Below are 17,417 nucleotides of genomic sequence, written 5' to 3' on the forward strand. Positions count from 1 at the left end.
TCGTCAGCACCGACCCCTGAGCCTCCAGGACGGAGCGCGGTGCGAAGTTCTCCGAAGCGATCATCTCCAACGTGTTCTGCTGGCGACGCAACTCAGAACCCACCGCAGCAGCGACCTCCGGGTCGACCGCGGCAAGCTGGTCGTTGAACAGGTCCGGTGTGGACATTTGGTGTTGCCTCCTGTTTTCTGTCTGCGACGGCCGTGCGGATCGGTCGAACGGCGCGGTTGTCACGTGCCGCGGCGGTAGAACGGCAGTTCCACCACCTCCACCGGCAGCGACCTGCCGCGCACGTCCACGTTCAGCGCCGTGCCCGGTTGGCTGTGCGCGCGGTCCACATAGGCCATCGCGATCGGGTGCCCCAGAGTGGGGGAGGGCGCACCGCTGGTGACCTCGCCGATCTCGTTGCCCCCGGGGTCGAGCACGGAGTAGCCGTGCCGCGGCGCGCGCCGCTGATCGGTGCTCAGCCCCACCAGTGTCCGGTCGGTGGGAACTTCGGCGACCTTCGCCAGCGCGGCCTTGCCCACGAAGTCGTCGGGTTTGTCGAGCTTGACCACCCGGCCGAGATTGGCGTGGTACGGCGTCAACTCGGCGCTGAGCTCGTTGCCGTACAACGGCATACCCGCTTCCAGCCGCAACGTGTCCCGGCAGGACAGTCCGGCGGGCTTGAGGTCGTGGTCCGCGCCGGCCTCGGTGAGCGCCCGCCAGATCGGCTCGGCGTCCTCCGGCGCGGTGAACAGTTCGAAACCGTCCTCGCCGGTGTAACCGGTGCGGGCGAGCATGACCTCGCGACCAGCCACGGTGCTGTAGTACCCGGCGAAGTACTTGACGGTCGACAGGTCGGTGTCGGTCAGCGGCCCGAGGATCGCCGCCGCGTTCGGCCCCTGCAGCGCGATGAGCGCGTACTCGTGCGAGGTGTCGTGGAACTCGACCTCGAAGCCGGAGACGCGGTCGGCCAGCGCTTCGGAGACGGTGCCGGCGTTGGCGGCGTTGGCGACGACGAGGTACTCGTCCTCGCGCAGCCGGTAGACGATGAGGTCGTCGAGCACGCCGCCGTCGCTGTTGCAGATCATCGTGTAGCGCGCGCGGCCGGGCGTGATCGCCGAGGTGTTGGCCAGCAGGGCGTAGTCCATGGCCTCCGCGGCCTGCGGCCCGCGGATGTGGAGCTCACCCATGTGCGACAGGTCGAACAGGCCGGCGCTGTTGCGCACCGCGTTGTGCTCGGCGGTGTCACTGCTGTACCGCACCGGCATGTGCCAGCCGGCGAAGTCGGTGAACGTCGCACCCAGCTCCTCGTGGACCTGGTGCAGGGGCGTCTGCCTCGATGAGGTCATCGTGTCTGACTCCTCCTGGGGGCGGCGCCGGTCGGCGGTCGCGGGTCCGGAACTGCACGCAATCGGATCCTGCCAGCGTAGCCGGACCACTTCGATCGCCACCCGCGCGGTCGTACGCACGTCGGGCGATCTCCCCTGGAGTCATGGGCCTGAGAGTTTCACCGTCGCTGGACGGCTTGCACCGTGGGCGAGAAGCGGTCCGCTCCTGCTTTCCTCCCGTTCCGCCTCGTACCGTGCGGTAGGTGGTGCCTGAGAGTTTGCTGGGGAGTGCTTGCTCCTTCGGCGTCCCGACGGGCCGGGATCTCTCCCGCACGGAGTCAACGGCGCGGTATTCGGTTGTGCGGTCTGCTGTCCGCTGCTGTCCGGTTGTGGCCTGGTCAGAGCGTGACGCTACGGAGGACCCCGCGGGCAGTCAACCGCAACGCGAGGCTGATCTCACTCGGTTGCGCGTGCAGGTCAGCGCGGGGTGTGCGGCATCGCCGCTCCGCCCTCGCGCGCCGCTGCGGTGAGGGTGCGGTGGACCTCGCGCAGCCCGTCGATGAGCGCTCCGAGGGCGAGTTCGAAGCTGTCCGCGTCGATCTCGGTGTGCTGCGGCAGCAGGTGGGCGCGGTCGAGGTGGGGGAACCGCTCGTCGTAGACGCTCGCGTCGGCGGGGAAGCCCTCGGCGAACGAGGCCATGGCCGAGCCGACGACGAGGTACTTCGTCGACGCGCCGATCATCGTGGCGTACCGCTGCGGCCAGCCGGCGCGCACGAGGCCGCCGTGCACCCGGTCGGCGCGGCGCAGCGCGTTCTCCCGGCGGGCCGGTCCGCCGGCCAGGAACGGCACGAGGTTGGGGTGCGCGCGCAGGGCGGCGCGGTAGGACCGCGCCCACGTGCGCAGGCCGGTGGGCCAGTCGACCTCGAAGCCGGAGACGTCGACCTGGGCCATGACCTCGTCGGAGATCGTGTGCAGCAGGTCGTCCTTGTTCGGCACGTGGTTGTACAGCGACGCCGCGCGGACGTCGAGGCGCTCGGCCAGGCGGCGCATGGACAGCGCCTCGAGCCCCTCGGCGTCGATGATCTCGAGGCCGACCCGGGCGATGCGCTCGGTCGTCAGGCGGGGACGGCTCGGACGGGGCACGGTTTCTCCACGGTCGGGATGGGGTGGCCTGGGGTGGACGCCTCTTGCGAAGGCTGCGCGGCCGACTCTAGGCTGCCATAAAACTAACGTTGTTAGTTAGTAGCTCACGCGGAAGGGTGCAGGTCAATGGTCGACTTCTCGTTGTCCGATACCGAGCGCGACGTGCGCGACTGGGTGCGCCAGTTCGTCCAGCGCGAGCTCATGCCGCTGGAGCAGCAGGTGCTGCACCGGGAGCGCGCCGGTGAGCGGGGGCTGACCAAGCAGGAGCAGGCGGACCTGCGGAACAAGGCGCGCGAGGCGGGGTTCTGGGGCGTGCAGACCCCCGAGGAGTACGGCGGGATGGGCCTGCCGGCCGTGCTGACGGCGCTGATCCAGATCGAGCTGGGGCGCACGTTCGTGCCGTTCCAGTTCGGCGGTGACGCGGACAACATCCTCTACCGCGGCAACGAGGAGCAGCAGCGGCGCTACCTGCTGCCCACCATCGAAGGCACCCGGAAGTCCTGCTTCGCCATCACCGAGCCCGGTGCCGGATCGGACGCGAAGAACATCCGCACCACCGCCCGCAAGGAGGGCGGCGAGTGGGTGATCAACGGCGAGAAGACCTTCATCACCGGCGGCATCGACGCCGACTTCGCCATGGTGTTCGCCGTCACCGACAAGTCCAAGGGCGCCGACGGCGGAGTGACCTGCTTCCTCGTCGACCGCGACATGGGCTGGACCTCCGAACCCATCGACATCATGGGCGAGTGGGAGCGCCAACCCGCCTCGCTGGTGTTCGACGAGGTGCGCGTGCCCGAGGAGAACGTGCTCGGCGAGGTCGGTCAGGGCTTCCAGCTCGCGATGCAGTGGATCGGCCGCGGGCGCTACATGCTGCCCGCGCACGCGCTCGGCGCCTGCGAGCGGCTCGTCGGGATGGCCACCGAGTACGCCAACAACCGCCAGACCTTCGGCGCGCCCATCGCCGACCGGCAGGCCATCCAGTGGATGATCGCCGACTCGGCCGTGGAGATCGAGGCGCTGCGGTGGCTCGTGCTGCAAGCGGCCTGGCAGGTCGACCAGGGGATGGACTCGCGGCACGCGCAGTCCATGGCCAAGCTCTACGGCGGGACCCGCGCCAACGAGATCGTCGACCGCGTGATGCAGATCCACGGCGGCATGGGCTACACCCGCGAGCTGCCGGTCGAGCGCTGGTTCCGCGACCTGCGGTTGCTGCGCATCTTCGAGGGCACCGACGAGATCCAGCGCCGCACCATCGCCCGCAACATCCTCAAGGGGCACAGCTCGGTCAGCGGGGTGCTCGGCTGAGGTCCCCGCGCTGGATCCTGCCCCGGGCCCCCGCGCCGGGGCCTGCCGCGCGCGGTGTCGTCCCCGCGATCACCTCGGTAGGCTGGTGGACGCCTGATCCCCAGGCGACGCGCCGGTCTGCCGTTCGACGGGCAGGACTTCGGCGGACAGGCCGCGTGCTGAGGACCGACCAGGAGCGGACATGTCGCTGATGAAGAAGATCGTCGGACTCGCCAGCAGCCCCCAGGGGCGCCGGGCGATCCGGCAGGCGAAGAAGTACGCCCAGGACCCCAAGACCCGGGCCAAGATCGACGAGGCGAAGAACAAGCTGCTCAAGGGCAACAAGCCGAGCCGGTGACGCCCTGCGGCCCGCCGTTCCCCGCGGATCGGCGGGCCGTTCTTCCGCGCGCGGGCAGCGCGGACGTGACCGGTGCCGCGGCCGTGTTCCCGGGCGCTTCCGGGCACGGCACCATGGGCACGATGTCATCCGAGACCGTGCGCTCCGAGAACGCGGGGAGCGCCGCTCCTCCACCGCTGGTGAAGTGGGAGCAGCGCACCGAGTGGCCGCTCATCGCGCTGTACGCGTGGACGGTGCTCGAACCCGGCATGCAGCCGGGCGTGCGCCGCGGCGTCGGAGTGGCCATGTGGGTCACGTGGGGCGCGTTCGCCGTGGACTACGCCGTGCGCCTCGCCCTGGCCAGGCAGCGCGGCCGGTTCGTGCTGCACAACCTGTTCGACCTGGTGGTCATCCTCGTCCCGGTGCTGCGCCAGCTGCGCGTGCTGCGGCTGGTGACGGTGCTGGTGCTGATGAACCGCAGGATCCAGGCGCGGGTGCGCGGGCAGGTCGTGCTGTACGTCTCCGGCGCGACCGCGCTGCTCGGCGTCTCGGCCGCCCTCGCCGTGCTGGACGCCGAACGCGGCGCCGGCGAGGCCACGATCACGAGCTTCGCGGATGCGCTGTGGTGGACCATGGCGACGATCACCACGGTCGGCTACGGCGACTACTACCCCGTGACCGGGCAGGGCAAGCTCATCGCCGTGGGGTTGATGCTCGCGGGCATCGCCCTGCTCGGCGTCGTCACCGGCAGCATCGCCTCCTGGTTCGTGGAGAAGTTCGGCGGTGTGGAGAACTCCGTCGAGCGCGCCGGCCGGGCCACGGCCGACAGCGCCGCGGAGGCCGAACGGCTGTGCGGCGAGGTCGCCTCCCTCAAGGCCGAGATCATCGCGCTGCGCGCGCAGCTGCCCGCCGTCCCGGACGAGGGCCGGTCGCCGTGAGCCGCTGACGCGGCGGACGCGCGCCTCTGGGCAGAGCAGGCGCTGCCGCAGTAGCATCCGCGATGATCACGCAGCCGTGTACGGAGGGCGCCGTGACCGGAGGGCACCGCACGCCGAGGGCCTACGTGGTGGGCACGTTCGACACGAAGGGGGACGATCTGCGCTACGTGGCGGAGCTGCTCGCCCCGCACTGCGCCGTGACCACCGTCGACGTCGGCACCGGCCCCGCTGCGCGGAGCGCGGCACCGGACGTCCCCGCCCGGGACGTCGCCGCGCACCACCCCGAGGGGGCGGACGCGGTGTTCACCGCCGACCGCGGCACGGCGGTGGCCGCCATGGCCGTCGCGCTCGAGCGCTTCCTGGCCGAGCGGCCGGCGGACGGGGTGCTCGGCCTCGGCGGCTCCGGCGGCACCGCGCTGATCTCCCGCGGTCTGCGCGCCCTCCCGGTGGGCGTGCCGAAGATGATCGTGTCCACAGTGGCATCCGGTGACACCTCCTCCTACGTGGACTCCTCGGACCTGGTGCTGTTCCCCTCGGTGACCGACGTCGCCGGGCTGAACCGCATCTCCCGCCGCGTGCTCGGCAACGCCGCGCACGCGCTGCTCGGCGCGCTCACGCACGAGGTCCCCGAAGCCGAGCACGAACCCGCGCTCGCGCTGAGCATGTTCGGCGTGACCACCCCGTGCGTGACCGCCGTCGCCGACAGGATGCGCGCCACCCACGACCCGCTGGTCTTCCACGCCACCGGGACGGGCGGGCGGGCCATGGAGAAGCTCGTCGACGACGGCTACGTCGAAGCGGTCGTCGACATCACCACCACCGAGATCGCCGATCTGCTCGTCGGCGGTGTGATGAGCGCCGGCGAGCAGCGCCTCGACGCGATCGCGCGCACCCGGGTGCCCTACGTCGGCTCGTGCGGTGCGCTGGACATGGTGAACTTCGGTGCGCGCGGCACCGTGCCGGAGGAGTTCCGCGACCGGTTGCTGTACGAGCACAACCCGCAGGTGACGCTGATGCGCACCACCGCCGAGGAGTGCGAGCGCATCGGCGAGTTCCTCGCCGGCAAGATCAACGCCTGCGCGGGGCCCGTGCGGTTCCTGCTGCCCGAGGGCGGGGTGTCCCTGCTGGACTCCCCCGGTGCCGCGTTCCGCGATGCCGCCGCCGACGAGCGGCTGTTCGGCGCGATCGAGCGGAACGTGCGCGACGCCGAGCGGGTGCGGCGCGTGCCGCACAACATCAACGACGCGGAGTTCACCGACGCCGTGGTGGCCGCCGCGGCGGAAGTGGGCATCGGTACCGCTCCGCGGTCGTCGTGAACGGCCGAGGCACCGGCCCGCGCGGGGACGGCCCCCGGGGGATGACCCGTACACGGGGAGGGAAGGGGATATGACGAAGCGTGTCGAACGCCCGGAACTGCTGTCCCGGCTGCGCGGCAAGGTCGACCGCGGCGAGCCGGTCGTCGGCGGCGGCGCGGGCACCGGCCTGTCCGCCAAGGCCGAGGAGAGCGGCGGCATCGACCTGATCGTGCTGTACAACTCGGGGCGCTACCGCATGGCCGGGCGCGGCTCGCTGGCCGGGCTGCTGGCCTACGGCAACGCCAACGACATCGTCGTGGAGATGGCGCGGGAAGTGCTGCCGGTCGTGCGCAGCACCCCCGTGCTCGCCGGTGTCAACGGGACCGACCCGTTCCTCATGCCCGAGCGCTTCCTCGGCCAACTCGCCGACCTCGGCTTCTCCGGTGTTCAGAACTTCCCCACGGTGGGGCTCATCGACGGCACGTTCCGGACCAACCTCGAGGAGACCGGCATGAGCTACGACCGCGAGGTCGAGCTCATCGCCACGGCGCACGAGGCCGGCCTGCTGACCACGCCGTACGTGTTCTCCGCCGCGGACGCGCGCGAGATGACCCGCGCCGGCGCCGACGTCGTCGTCTGCCACATGGGGCTGACCACCGGCGGCAGCATCGGTGCGGAGACCGCGCGCACCCTCGACGACTGCGTCGCCGACATCGACGCCTGGGCGCGCGCGGCCCGGCAGGTGCGCGAGGACGTGATCGTGCTCTGCCACGGCGGCCCGATCTCCGAGCCGGAGGACGCCGCGTACGTGCTGGCGGCGACCAGCGGTTGCCACGGCTTCTTCGGCGCCTCGAGCATGGAGCGGTTGCCCGCGGAGAAGGCGATCGCCGAGACGACCCGGTCCTTCACCCGCCGGAGCGGCGAGTAGCTCCGGCCCGATCCGAGGAGGAAACCCCATGGCGCGTTCGTACGCCAGTGCCACCGTCGACGCCCCGGCCGACGCGGTGTGGCGGGTGGTGCGCGACTTCGACGGGCTGCCGCAGTGGCACCCGGCGATCGCGACCAGCCACATCGAGGACGGCAGGCCCGCCGACGCGGTCGGCTGCGTCCGCCACCTGACGATGCCCGACGGGTCCGTCGTCCGGGAACGGCTGGTGGACCTCGACGACGTGGCGCGCTCCTACACCTACGAGATCGTCGAGGGGCCGTTCCCGGTGCGGAAGTACCGCGCGACCCTGCACCTCGCCCCCGTCACGGTCGACGACGCCTCGTTCGTCGAGTGGTACGCGGACTTCGACGCCGAGGCGGCCGACGAGGAGGAGCTCGACGGGACCTTCAGCCGCGACGTGTTCGCAGCGGGGCTGCAGGCCCTCCGCGCGCACTTCGAGCGGTGAAGTGCGCGCGGAGGGCGGATCACACGCCGAGGACGAGGTGGGCCATGAGGAAGTAGATGATCAGCCCCGTCGCGTCCACGAGGGTGGTGACCAGCGGAGCGGAGACGACCGCGGGGTCGATCCCGACGCGCTTGGCCAGCAGCGGCATGGCCGCGCCGACCATGGCCGCCCACGTGCAGATGACCACGATGGACAGCGCGACGGTCAGCGTGACCTGGAAGCCGACCAGCAGCGTGCCGATGACCAGGCCCACGGTGGCGAGCATGACGCCGAGCAGCACCCCCACGCGGCACTCGCGCCAGACCACCCGCAGCACGTCGCCGGTGCGCAGCTGGCCCACCGCCAGTGCGCGGACGGTGGCCGTGGCGGCCTGCGCCCCCGCGTTGCCCCCCGTTCCGGTGAGCAGCGGGATGAACAGCGCCAGCGCGGTCACCTCCGCCAGCGTCGCCTCGAAGAACTGCATCACGTTGACCGTGAGCGTGGCGGCGACCAGCAGCAGCAACAGCCACGCGATGCGCGAACGGGCGATCTGGAAGACGCTGGCGGCCACGTAGTGGCCCTGCCACGGCGTGGTCGCGGACTGCCGCACGAAGTCCTCGGTCTCGGCCGATTCCAGCACTTCCATGGCGTCATCGATGGTGAGCAGCCCGACAACGCGCTGTTCACTATCGACGACGGGAAGGGCCAGCAGGTTGGACTCGCGCATCAGCCGCGCTGCCTGCTCGGCGTCGTCGGTGGCGGTGGCGGCCACCGGCTCCTCGCCGAGGAGCTCCTGCAGGGGCCGTCCGGGGGCGCTGAGCACCAGGTCCCGGAGGCTGACGACGCTGACCAGGCGCCGCTCGTCGTCCACCACGGGCAGGGTGTAGACGGTCTCGGCGCTGAGCCCCTTGCCGCGGACGACGTCCAGGGCCTGGCCGGCGGTGAGCTCGTGGCGGACGATCACCACCTCCGGGCTCATGTACCGGCCGACCGAGCCCTCCGGGTAGCCGAGCAGCTCGGCCGTGGTGTCGCGTTCCCGCTGGCTGAGCCCGGCCAGCACGCGCTGGGCCACCTTGGCGGGGGCCTCGCCGAGCAACCGCACCCGGTCGTCGGGGTCCATGGCCTCGACGAGCTCGCGGAAGGCGTGGTCGCGCAGGCCGTCGAGGATCTTCTGCTGGGCGATCGGGTCCAGCTCCTCGAAGACCTCGATGGCCTCGTCCTTGCTCAGCAGGCGGAACAGCAGCACCGCCTCGACCGCGTCCTGGCGGCCGATCTCGTCGGCGATCTCATAGGGCCTCCGTTCGGAAATCCAGTGCTGCATTCCCGCGATGTCGTTGCGATCGAGCAGAGTCTGCAGCGACTCGGTGGACATGGGGCAACCTCCCATCCGGCGGCGCGCGTCCGGCGGCACCGGGGCGGGCACCGCTTCGCGCCGTGCCCGCATTCGCCGGAGGCGCTGCCGCCCTGTTGCGACCAACAGCGGTTAGAGTTTGGCCGTGCCAACCATGAATCCGTCCAAAACTGACACCCCCCAGGCAAGCCGCGTCGTGGTCACTGGTGGTTCCGGGTTCGTCGGACGTGCCGTTGTGCGCGCCTTCGCCGAGCGCGGCACCCCGGTGACCCTCGTCGACCGCGTGGAACCACCCTGCCCGGAAGGCCGGGGTGACGATCCGGAGCGTCCCGGAAGTGATCTCGTCACGTTCCTCCACGGCGATCTGCGCGACCCGGAGGTCCGCGAGGCCGCCGTCACCGAGGACACCGCGGGTGTGGTGCACCTCGCGGCGATCACGTCCGTGCTGCGTTCGATGGATCACCCGCAGGACACCTACGAGACTAACGTGGCCGCTACCCAGGGGTTGCTCGAGGTGGCCCGACAGCGCGGCGTGGGGCGGTTCGTGCTGGCCTCCACGAACGCGGTGGTCGGCGACATCGGGCACGGGACCATCTCCGAGGAGCTGCCGGTGCGTCCGCTCACCCCGTACGGCGCGACCAAGGCCGCGGCCGAGATGCTGCTGTCCGGTTACGCCGGGGCTTACGGGATGAGCACGTGCGCGTTGCGATTCACCAACATCTACGGCCCGGGGATGGGGCACAAGGACAGCTTCGTGCCCCGGCTGATGCGCGCGGCGCTGGCCGACTCGGGCGTCGAGGTCTACGGCGACGGCGGGCAGCGCAGGGACTTCGTCCACCTCTCCGACGTCGTGCGCGGCATCCTCGCCGCGTGGGACCACCAGTACAGTGGTACGGCGATCATCGGGTCCGGCCGGTCGGTGTCGGTGCTCGAGCTGATCGACGCGGTCCGCGCGACCACCGGGCGCGCGGTGCCGAGCACGCACGTGCCCGCCAAGCAGGGCGAGATGCCGGCGGTGATCGTGGACGTCGGCCGGGCGCGGCGGGAACTGGGGTTCGCTCCGGTGACCCCGCTGAAGGAAGGGCTGCGCACCGTCTGGGACGACTTCACCGCCGCGGAGTAGCGCCGGGCCGCTCGTCCGGTGGTCGCGCTCGGCGCCGGCGGTGCCGACGAGGAGGAGGGCTGGATGCTGCGACGGCACTGGTTGCTGGGTCTGCTGCTGCTCGCGGGACTGGCGCTCCGGGTGGTGGCGCAGCTGGCCTACCAGCCGGCGCTGCTGTACATCGACTCCTTCCGCTACCTCAACGACCTCGGCGTGTTCTTCCCCGGCGGGATCAACCCCATCGGCTACGAGGTGCTGCTGCTCGGGCCGGTGCTGCTGGTGGGCGACCTCGCCGGGGTCGTCGCCGTGCAGCACCTGCTCGGGTTGGCCCTCGGTGCGGGGATCTACGCCCTGCTGCGGCGGCACGGCGTGCGCACGTGGCTGGCCGCCGCGGCCGCCGCACCGGTGCTGCTCGACGCGTACCAGCTGCAGCTGGAGCAGATGGTCATGTCCGACCTGCTGTTCCAGGTGCTGCTGCTGCTCGCGGTCTACGTGCTGACCTGGTGGGGCACTCCCGGGCCGCGGTTGGCGGCGCTGGCGGGCGTGGTGCTCGCGGTCTCCATGATCGTGCGCATCGTGGGGATCACGCTGGTGGTGCCGGCGGTCGTGTTCGTCGTGCTCGCCGCGGGGCTGCGCCCCGCGGACGGATGGGGGCGGCGGCTGCGCGCCGGCGGTGCGCTGGTGCTCGGCTTCGTCCTCGTGGTGGGCGGGTACGGGGTGTACCACCTGGCCTGGACGGGGTTGTTCGCCTTCGGCGGCGGCACCGGCAACGTCGTGTACGGGCGGACCGCCGTCGTCGCGCGCTGCGAGCAGCTCGACCTCACCCCGCGGGAGCAGGTGCTGTGCCCGGACGAGTCCGTGCCCGAGCGGCGCGCCCGGGGCATCGACTACTACATCCACCACTACAAACCGGTCGAGGAGTTCCACAGCGCGCCGGGCGCGGAGTCCCTCGTGCAGGCGCAGGGCACGTTCGCGCGCAAGGTCCTGCTGCACCAGCCGGGGGACGTGATCTACGGTGCGGCGCACGACTTCCTCAAGGGGTTCGCGCCGCTGCGCACGCAGGTTCCCGGGGACGTTCCGCTGGAGCGGTGGCACTTCCAGGCGGAGTACCCGATGTACGGCGAGGAGTGGTACGTGGCCGAGTGGGTGGAGGTCGCAGGCGGCGGCCCGATCACCGCGGATCCCGGCTTGGCCGCGTTCCTGCGCGGATATCAGCTCAACGGTGGTTACACGCCGGGGATCCTGCTCGGTGGGATGGGAGTGCTCGCGGTGGTGGCCGTGTGCGGCGCGGGAGCCGCCCGCGGATCCGGCCTGCGCGGTGCCTGCCTGCTCACGGCGGGGTTGGCGGTTACCGTTGTCGGCACTGCCGCGGGGATGGAGTTCTCGTGGCGGTACCAGCTGCCCGGGCTGGTGCTGCTGCCGCTCGCCGGGGCGTTCGCGCTCACCGCGGTGACCGGCTACCGCGATCCGCGCGGGAGCGGTGCGCCGACCACGGCGGTCGGGAGTGCGGAAGGGGAGAGGGATGCTTGAGGAGTTCCCGGACACCGTGGACCGCGAGGCTCTCGACGAGTACGAGCGCAGCCACGGCGCGCACCGGTTCGGGCCGGTGGTGGTCGTCATCGCCGCCTACGACGAGCAGGACGCGATCGGCGGCGTGCTCCGGCAGCTGCCCGAGCAGTGCTGCGGCCTGCCCGTCGAGCCGCTCGTCGTCGTGGACGGGGCCACCGACGCGACGGCCGAGGTGGCGCGGAGCTGCGGCGCGCAGGTGTGCGTCGCACCGGTGAACCGCGGTCAGGGGGCCGCACTGCGCCTGGGTTACCACATCGCCGCCACTCGCGGGGCGCAGTACGTCGTCACCACCGACGCGGACGGGCAGTACGACCAGGCCGAGATCGCCACGCTGCTGCGGCCGCTGATCGCCGACGAGGCCGACTTCGTCACCGGTTCGCGCCGGCTCGGCCGCAACGAGCGCCCGGCCCTGCTGCGCCGCATCGGCACGCACGTGTTCGCCGGCTTAGTCAGTCTGCTCACCAGGACGCAGCTGACCGACACCACGTTCGGGTTCCGCGGCATGAAGGCGGAGGTGCCGATGAGCGTGGCGCTGCGGCAGGAGCAGTACCAGGCGTCCGAACTGCTCATCGGCGTCCTGCTGCGCGGCTACCGGGTGGCCGAGCAGCCGATGACGATGCGCCCGCGCGCTGCCGGCGAGAGCAAGAAGGGCGGTGACCTGCTGTACGGCGTCCGGTTCGGCCGGGTGGTGCTGGCGACCTGGTGGCGGGAGAGCCGGGCCGCGGGGGTGCGTTCTAGCGCGTCGAGGACTCCGAGCGCTGCGCACGGCGACCGGGGAACACGAGATGGTCGATGAGCAGGAACTTCACGACGAACATCGCGGCGTAGGTGCCGGCGAAGGCGCTCCAGACGATGGCCACGCGGATGGCGTGGGCATCGGACAGCCGCACCGCGAGCACCTCCGCGCCGCTGGTGGCCAGGGCCGCCACCACGGCGGTCGCCGCGGACACGAGGGCGAAGCGCAGGACTTCCCCGCCCAGCGCGCCGCGCCCGCCGCCGCCCCACGTGCGGCGGTTGAGCAGGAAGTTGGGCACGGCGCCGGAGACCTGGGCCAGCACGGTCGCGACGGCGGGCGCGGCTCCGAGGGCGTAGCTGCTGAGGAAGACCAGCTGGCTGATCGCGGTGGCGACGAGGGAGGCCGCGGCGAAGCGCGTGACGAGCCGGCGGTAGCGGCCGCCGCGTCCGCGAGCGGTTCCCGCCCCGCCAGGACGCGGCGTGCTGCCGGTGCTGTCCTGCGCCATCATTGTCCTCTCAGGGTAGGGAGGGCACGTGCTCGTCGCACCGGAGGGTGTCGTGCCGGACCTGCTGGGACAGTCGGTGCGAGGGGAGTGCCCGCACAGGCCCGCGGGGATGAGATTATCTTCCCGCCTCATCTGATCGGCGAGGGCATGTCGGGTGCTCGGGGAATCACGCACCCGGTGTGCGGGAAGCCGCATTACGACGCGAAGGAGTAGGCGTGCGAATTCTCGTTCTCGGGGGAGACGGTTATCTCGGGTGGCCGACCGCTCTCCACCTGTCCGACCGTGGTCACGAGGTCGCGATCGCGGACAACTGCGCCCGGCGCGGTTACGATCACGAGCTCGGTGTGCAGAGCCTGGTGCCGATCGAACCCATGCGCACGCGCGTCGACGCGTGGCACGAGGTTTCCGGCAAGACCATCCAGTGCTACTACGGGGACCTCGTCGACGACGAGTTCACCGTCGAGTTGCTTCAGGATTTCCGCCCGGACACAATTGTGCATTTCGCGGAGCAGCGGGCCGCGCCCTACTCCATGATCGACCGCAAGCACGCGGTGTACACGCAGCACAACAACGTGATCAACACGTTGAATCTGCTGTTCGCGATTCAGCAGGTGGACCCCGAAATCCATCTGGTGAAACTGGGGACGATGGGGGAGTACGGCACCCCGAACATCGACATCGAGGAGGGCTGGCTGGAGGTCACCCACAACGGGCGGACCGACCGCGTGCTCTACCCGAAGAAACCGGGGTCCTTCTACCACCTGAGCAAGGTGCACGACAGCCACAACATCGAGTTCGCCTGCCGCATCTGGGACCTGCGGGCCACGGACCTGAACCAGGGCATCGTCTACGGCCAGGAGACGCCGCAGACGACGCGGGACGCCCGCTTGACCACGCGGTTCGACTACGACGCCGTGTTCGGCACGGTGCTGAACCGCTTCGTCATCCAGGCCGTGCTGGGACACCCGCTGACCGTCTACGGCAGCGGCGGGCAGACCCGCGGGATGATCGACATCCGCGACACGGTGGAGTGCATCCGCCTGGCCGCGGAGAACCCGGCTGACCGCGGCGAGTTCCGGGTGTTCAACCAGATGACCGAGAGCTTCTCGGTCGAGGAGATCGCCAAGGTCGTGGCCGAGAGCTACGGCAGCGAGGTCAAGATCGAGTACCTGGACAACCCGCGCGTCGAGCAGGGCCAGCACTACTACAACGTGCGGCACACCGGCCTGGTGGACCTCGGTCTGCAGCCGCACCACCTGTCGAACACGCTCATCGACTCGCTGTTCGGCGTCGTGGACAAGCACCGGGAGCGCGTGGACCTCGCGGCGATGCGTCCGACGGTGAACTGGCGGAGCGCCTCGAGCCCCGTGCGCGAGGAGGGCTGACCGTCCGGGCGGACCGCGGCAGCGGTGCGCGGGCCGCCGTCGGCGGCCTCCAGCGCTGAACCCGCCTGCGCTGCGTGCGCGGCCGGTTCCCGCGCGGCGCACCGCGCCGCGGGTGTCCGCCGTTCGGTGCAGAGCGCACCCCCGTGCGCCGGTGAGCCTGACTCCGGCGCGGGGGAGCTGCGTGCGCCGGCCGGGGGACTGGAATATTCCACAGGCCCGGGGCAGACTGACGTCACGGCCGCAGCCCGCGCTCGGCCGGTGGCCGGTGGTCACGCGGTACGGGGAGCGGTGTCCCGGGCACGGACGGCGGTCCGGTACCCGGGGCGCCTACCGCGGCCGGACCGCTCCAACTCCTCTTCCCCCATCCGCAGCGGACAATTGCTGTCCTGCGAATCCTCTTGTCACCACGGCTTTTTCGCCGCCCGCTCGGCCTGTTCTGCGATGTCGCCGGGCCGGGTTTCGCCCGATCGGGCAGATTCTCCGAGCGGTTCCGTTTCCGGTTGCCGCCGGCTGCGCGCCGTGATCCGATGTTCCCCACGACGGCAACTCTGAGTAGTTGATCTGTCGTCGCGAGTGGGCGTGATCTGCATCAACATTGATCAGTTTGCGCTAGTTGATAACTCTCAGCTACTTTCACGACGCGATATCACGGTTCGGTTACGAATGCGTCTCGATCCCCCGCGAGGCGCGCCCGCCTCCCCCGACGGGTAGTGGCCGGCCGTGCCCCCGAAATCGAAAGGTGAACATTGGGCAAGCACCGGATGGAGGCGGACCATCCCCCGACTGGCCGCCTCCACGTCTCCGAGCTGACAGGAACAACCGACGGTGCCCGCGAGCGGACCCCCGGGTCCCGGCGCGGCCGCAGCGGGCTGCCCGCGCGCAACAAGCTCATGGCCGCCGTCGTCGCCACCGGTGCCTTCGCGGCGATCGGGCAACCGTTCGCCCACGCCGCGGGCGGCTCCGCCGAGGGCGTCGAGCGGCAGGCGCACGAGCAGCAGGCCCAGGCCGAACCGCAGCACCAGCTGCAGGACGCGGTCACGGGCAACCGGTACGGACCAGGTTCGGTGCGGCTGCTCGCGCTGCAGCAGCCCACCGACGGCAACTTCGAGCTGCAGCGCCTGGTCAAGAGCAAGGCCGTCCAGCAGGAGCGGGAACGGGCCGCGGCCGAACGCCGCGCCCGGGCCGAGGCCGAGCGGAAGGCGCGGGCCGCGGCCGAACGCCGCGCCGAGCAGCAGCGGCAGGCGGAGGCCGAGCGGCAGGCCGCCGAGGAGCAGGCCGCCGAGCAGAGCAGCGCCGAGTTCGTCAAACCGACGGAGGGCGAGCTCACCTCCACCTACGGCATGCGGGGCGGCAGCATGCACAACGGGATCGACCTCGCCAACTCGATCGGCACCCCGATCCACTCCGTCGCCGCCGGCGAGGTCATCAACGCCGGTCCGGCCAGCGGCTTCGGCCAGTGGGTGCGCGTGCAGCACGACGACGGCACGATCACCGTCTACGGGCACGTGGCGTCGTTCACCGTGAGCGTCGGCGAGCGCGTCGAGGCCGGTCAGCAGATCGCCACGATGGGCAACGAGGGGCAGTCCACCGGCCCCCACCTGCACTTCGAGGTGATCGAGGACGGCACGAAGATCGACCCGCTGCCGTGGCTGGAGGAGCGCGGCATCACCGTCTGACGAAGCGGGACGGGACTCCCGGAACGCGGGGCGCGCACCTCGCACGAGCGGTGCACCCCGCGTTCCGCCCCCGGTGCCGGGCGTCGAGGAGTGCGGCTGCCGGGCAGCGGCAGGGGCCGGCAGCGGCAGGCCGGCAGCAGGGCGGGCTCGGCCGCCGGGCTCAGTCCTCGGCCGGGGCCGGCGTCTCCTGCTCGAGCCGCTGCCGCAACCAGGCGAGCGTGCGAGCCAGCAGCCGGGAGACGTGCATCTGCGAGATCCCCACCTGCTCGGCGATCTGGGTCTGGGTCATCCCCCGGAAGAAGCGCATGAGCACGATCCGGCGCTCCCGCTCGGGCAGTTCCCGCAGCAGCGGGCGGATGACCTCCCGGGTCTCGACCTCGGCCAGCTCGGCGTCATCGGTGCCGATGGCCGAGCCGAGCGGGATCTCGTCGGTGTCGCTGAGCAGCTCGTCCAGCGATGCGCTGCGGTAGGCGTCCCCGGCCTCGAGCCCCTTGTAGACCGCGTCGGTGCTCAGCCCGAGATGGGTGGCGATCTCGCTGGGCGTGGGCGCGCGCCCGAGGTTCTGCGACAGCGTGGCGATCGCGGCGGAGACGGACAGGTGCAGCTCCTGCAGGCGCCGCGGCATCCGCACGGCCCACCCCGTGTCCCGGAAGTGCCTGCGCACCTCGCCCATGATCGTGGGCACCGCGTAGGACAGGAAGTCCACCCCGCGGCCCGGGTCGAAGCGGTCGACCGCGTTGATCAACCCGAGGGTGGCGACCTGCATGAGGTCCTCGTGCGACTCCCCGCGGTGGCTGAAGCGCCGCGCGATGTGCTCGGCCACCGGCAGGTGCTCGGTGACGAGCCGGTCCCGCAGCTCCTCGTAGCGGGAGTCCTGCCTGCTCAGGTCCGAGAGCTCCCGGAACAGGGGGACCAGTTCGTCGTAGCGTTCGTCGCGCGAGTGAACAGCTGGTTCTGAATCCGCTCGCTTCACACGTGCGCCGTCCGTCCCTTGGTCAGCTCGATGCGTACCCGGTACCGACCGTTGGTGCTGGTGTCGGCCTCAACCGAGGCTGACACACTGTCGGCCAACGCGCTGAGTACGCGCCAGCTGAACGTGTCCTTCCGCGGTCCGAAGCCGTCCTCGCTGGCGACTTCGGCGCTCAGGGACAGGGCGTCCTCCCAGGTGCGGAACCGGCAGTGCAGCTGGGTGTCGCTGTTGGCCAGCCGAACCAGGCAGGAGCAGGCTTCGTCGACGGCGAGGCGCAGGTCGGCGACCGAGTCGACGTCGAAGTCGGCGCGCATCGCGAGGTCGGCGACGACCGCCCGCAGCACGGGCAGCTGCGTCGGGTCAGCGGCCACCCGGACCTCGACGAGGTTCGTCGTCGACTCCGGTTCGACCTGCACGGTCTCCCGTTCCACGCTCATTCCCG

The 17,417-nt window shown here is 71.2% G+C and carries 17 protein-coding genes, 1 pseudogene and 2 riboswitches; of the genes and pseudogenes, 11 read left to right on the plus strand and 7 right to left on the minus strand.

Annotated features, from left to right (window positions below):
* The 3 genes and pseudogenes from ACYVJE_RS14270 to ACYVJE_RS14280 form a co-directional block, all read right to left on the minus strand.
* A pseudogene (locus tag ACYVJE_RS14270) lies at positions 1–166 on the minus strand (serine hydroxymethyltransferase); the annotation flags it as partial.
* Between the two features lie 62 nt (positions 167–228).
* Positions 229–1,332 (minus strand): glycine cleavage system aminomethyltransferase GcvT, encoded by a 1,104-nt coding sequence (gene gcvT / locus ACYVJE_RS14275; protein WP_461144839.1) that lies wholly within the window; start codon positions 1,330–1,332, stop codon positions 229–231.
* A gap of 128 nt (positions 1,333–1,460) precedes the next feature.
* Positions 1,461–1,558: riboswitch (glycine riboswitch) on the minus strand.
* A riboswitch (glycine riboswitch) is annotated at positions 1,559–1,652 on the minus strand.
* Positions 1,653–1,788: 136 nt separating this feature from the next.
* Positions 1,789–2,454, minus strand: coding sequence for a TetR/AcrR family transcriptional regulator (locus tag ACYVJE_RS14280; protein ID WP_459156702.1), 666 nt, complete (start codon positions 2,452–2,454; stop codon positions 1,789–1,791).
* A gap of 126 nt (positions 2,455–2,580) precedes the next feature.
* Between ACYVJE_RS14280 and ACYVJE_RS14285 the strand changes: the two genes are divergently transcribed.
* The 6 genes from ACYVJE_RS14285 (at position 2,581) to ACYVJE_RS14310 (ending at position 7,702) form a co-directional block, all read left to right on the plus strand.
* The gene (locus ACYVJE_RS14285) at positions 2,581–3,759 is read left to right on the plus strand and encodes an acyl-CoA dehydrogenase family protein (RefSeq protein WP_461144840.1); all 1,179 of its coding nucleotides are present in this window, start codon (positions 2,581–2,583) and stop codon (positions 3,757–3,759) included.
* 181 nt (positions 3,760–3,940) lie between these two features.
* Entirely contained in the window at positions 3,941–4,096 is a 156-nt protein-coding gene (locus ACYVJE_RS14290) for a hypothetical protein (RefSeq protein WP_459156700.1), read from the plus strand.
* A 122-nt stretch (positions 4,097–4,218) separates the two neighbouring features.
* Positions 4,219–5,013, plus strand: coding sequence for a potassium channel family protein (locus ACYVJE_RS14295; RefSeq protein ID WP_461144841.1), 795 nt, complete (start codon positions 4,219–4,221; stop codon positions 5,011–5,013).
* 62 nt (positions 5,014–5,075) lie between these two features.
* Positions 5,076–6,329 (plus strand): Tm-1-like ATP-binding domain-containing protein, encoded by a 1,254-nt coding sequence (locus tag ACYVJE_RS14300; RefSeq protein ID WP_461144842.1) that lies wholly within the window; start codon positions 5,076–5,078, stop codon positions 6,327–6,329.
* Positions 6,330–6,399: 70 nt separating this feature from the next.
* Positions 6,400–7,236, plus strand: coding sequence for a phosphoenolpyruvate hydrolase family protein (locus ACYVJE_RS14305; RefSeq protein WP_461144843.1), 837 nt, complete (start codon positions 6,400–6,402; stop codon positions 7,234–7,236).
* Positions 7,237–7,264: 28 nt separating this feature from the next.
* Complete coding sequence (locus tag ACYVJE_RS14310; RefSeq protein ID WP_461144844.1) at positions 7,265–7,702, plus strand: SRPBCC family protein; 438 nt, start codon at positions 7,265–7,267, stop codon at positions 7,700–7,702.
* Positions 7,703–7,721: 19 nt separating this feature from the next.
* Here ACYVJE_RS14310 and mgtE read toward each other — a convergent pair whose 3' ends face one another.
* Positions 7,722–9,053: a magnesium transporter gene (gene mgtE / locus ACYVJE_RS14315; RefSeq protein WP_461144845.1), complete on the minus strand. Its 1,332-nt coding sequence runs from the start codon at positions 9,051–9,053 to the stop codon at positions 7,722–7,724.
* Positions 9,054–9,186: 133 nt separating this feature from the next.
* Here mgtE and ACYVJE_RS14320 point away from each other — a divergent pair, with 133 nt between their 5' ends.
* The 3 genes from ACYVJE_RS14320 (at position 9,187) to ACYVJE_RS14330 (ending at position 12,499) form a co-directional block, all read left to right on the plus strand.
* Positions 9,187–10,155, plus strand: coding sequence for an NAD-dependent epimerase/dehydratase family protein (locus ACYVJE_RS14320; protein ID WP_461144976.1), 969 nt, complete (start codon positions 9,187–9,189; stop codon positions 10,153–10,155).
* Positions 10,156–10,218: 63 nt separating this feature from the next.
* Positions 10,219–11,664, plus strand: a complete 1,446-nt coding sequence (locus tag ACYVJE_RS14325) for a hypothetical protein (RefSeq protein ID WP_461144846.1) — start codon at positions 10,219–10,221, stop codon at positions 11,662–11,664.
* The gene (locus tag ACYVJE_RS14330; protein ID WP_459156693.1) at positions 11,657–12,499 is read left to right on the plus strand and encodes a glycosyltransferase family 2 protein; all 843 of its coding nucleotides are present in this window, start codon (positions 11,657–11,659) and stop codon (positions 12,497–12,499) included. Before ACYVJE_RS14325 ends, ACYVJE_RS14330 begins: the two co-directional genes overlap by 8 nt.
* Here the strand turns inward: ACYVJE_RS14330 and ACYVJE_RS14335 are convergent.
* Positions 12,438–12,947 (minus strand): GtrA family protein, encoded by a 510-nt coding sequence (locus tag ACYVJE_RS14335; protein WP_461144847.1) that lies wholly within the window; start codon positions 12,945–12,947, stop codon positions 12,438–12,440. The two genes, ACYVJE_RS14330 and ACYVJE_RS14335, sit on opposite strands and share 62 nt — an antisense overlap.
* A gap of 212 nt (positions 12,948–13,159) precedes the next feature.
* On the opposite strand from ACYVJE_RS14335, the gene ACYVJE_RS14340 reads away from it, so the two are divergent.
* Together ACYVJE_RS14340 and ACYVJE_RS14345 are read left to right on the plus strand one after the other, a co-directional pair.
* Positions 13,160–14,329: an NAD-dependent epimerase/dehydratase family protein gene (locus ACYVJE_RS14340; protein WP_461144848.1), complete on the plus strand. Its 1,170-nt coding sequence runs from the start codon at positions 13,160–13,162 to the stop codon at positions 14,327–14,329.
* A 746-nt stretch (positions 14,330–15,075) separates the two neighbouring features.
* Positions 15,076–16,005, plus strand: a complete 930-nt coding sequence (locus ACYVJE_RS14345) for a M23 family metallopeptidase (protein WP_461144849.1) — start codon at positions 15,076–15,078, stop codon at positions 16,003–16,005.
* A 160-nt stretch (positions 16,006–16,165) separates the two neighbouring features.
* Here the strand turns inward: ACYVJE_RS14345 and ACYVJE_RS14350 are convergent, their stop codons facing one another.
* On the minus strand, positions 16,166–16,978 hold the full coding sequence (locus ACYVJE_RS14350; protein ID WP_459156689.1) for an RNA polymerase sigma factor SigF: 813 nt from the start codon (positions 16,976–16,978) through the stop codon (positions 16,166–16,168).
* On the minus strand, positions 16,975–17,412 hold the full coding sequence (locus tag ACYVJE_RS14355; RefSeq protein WP_459156688.1) for an ATP-binding protein: 438 nt from the start codon (positions 17,410–17,412) through the stop codon (positions 16,975–16,977). The genes ACYVJE_RS14350 and ACYVJE_RS14355 overlap by 4 nt, the downstream gene beginning before the upstream one ends.
* Positions 17,413–17,417: the final 5 nt, after the last annotated feature.

Source organism: Salinifilum aidingensis, from assembly GCF_054782015.1.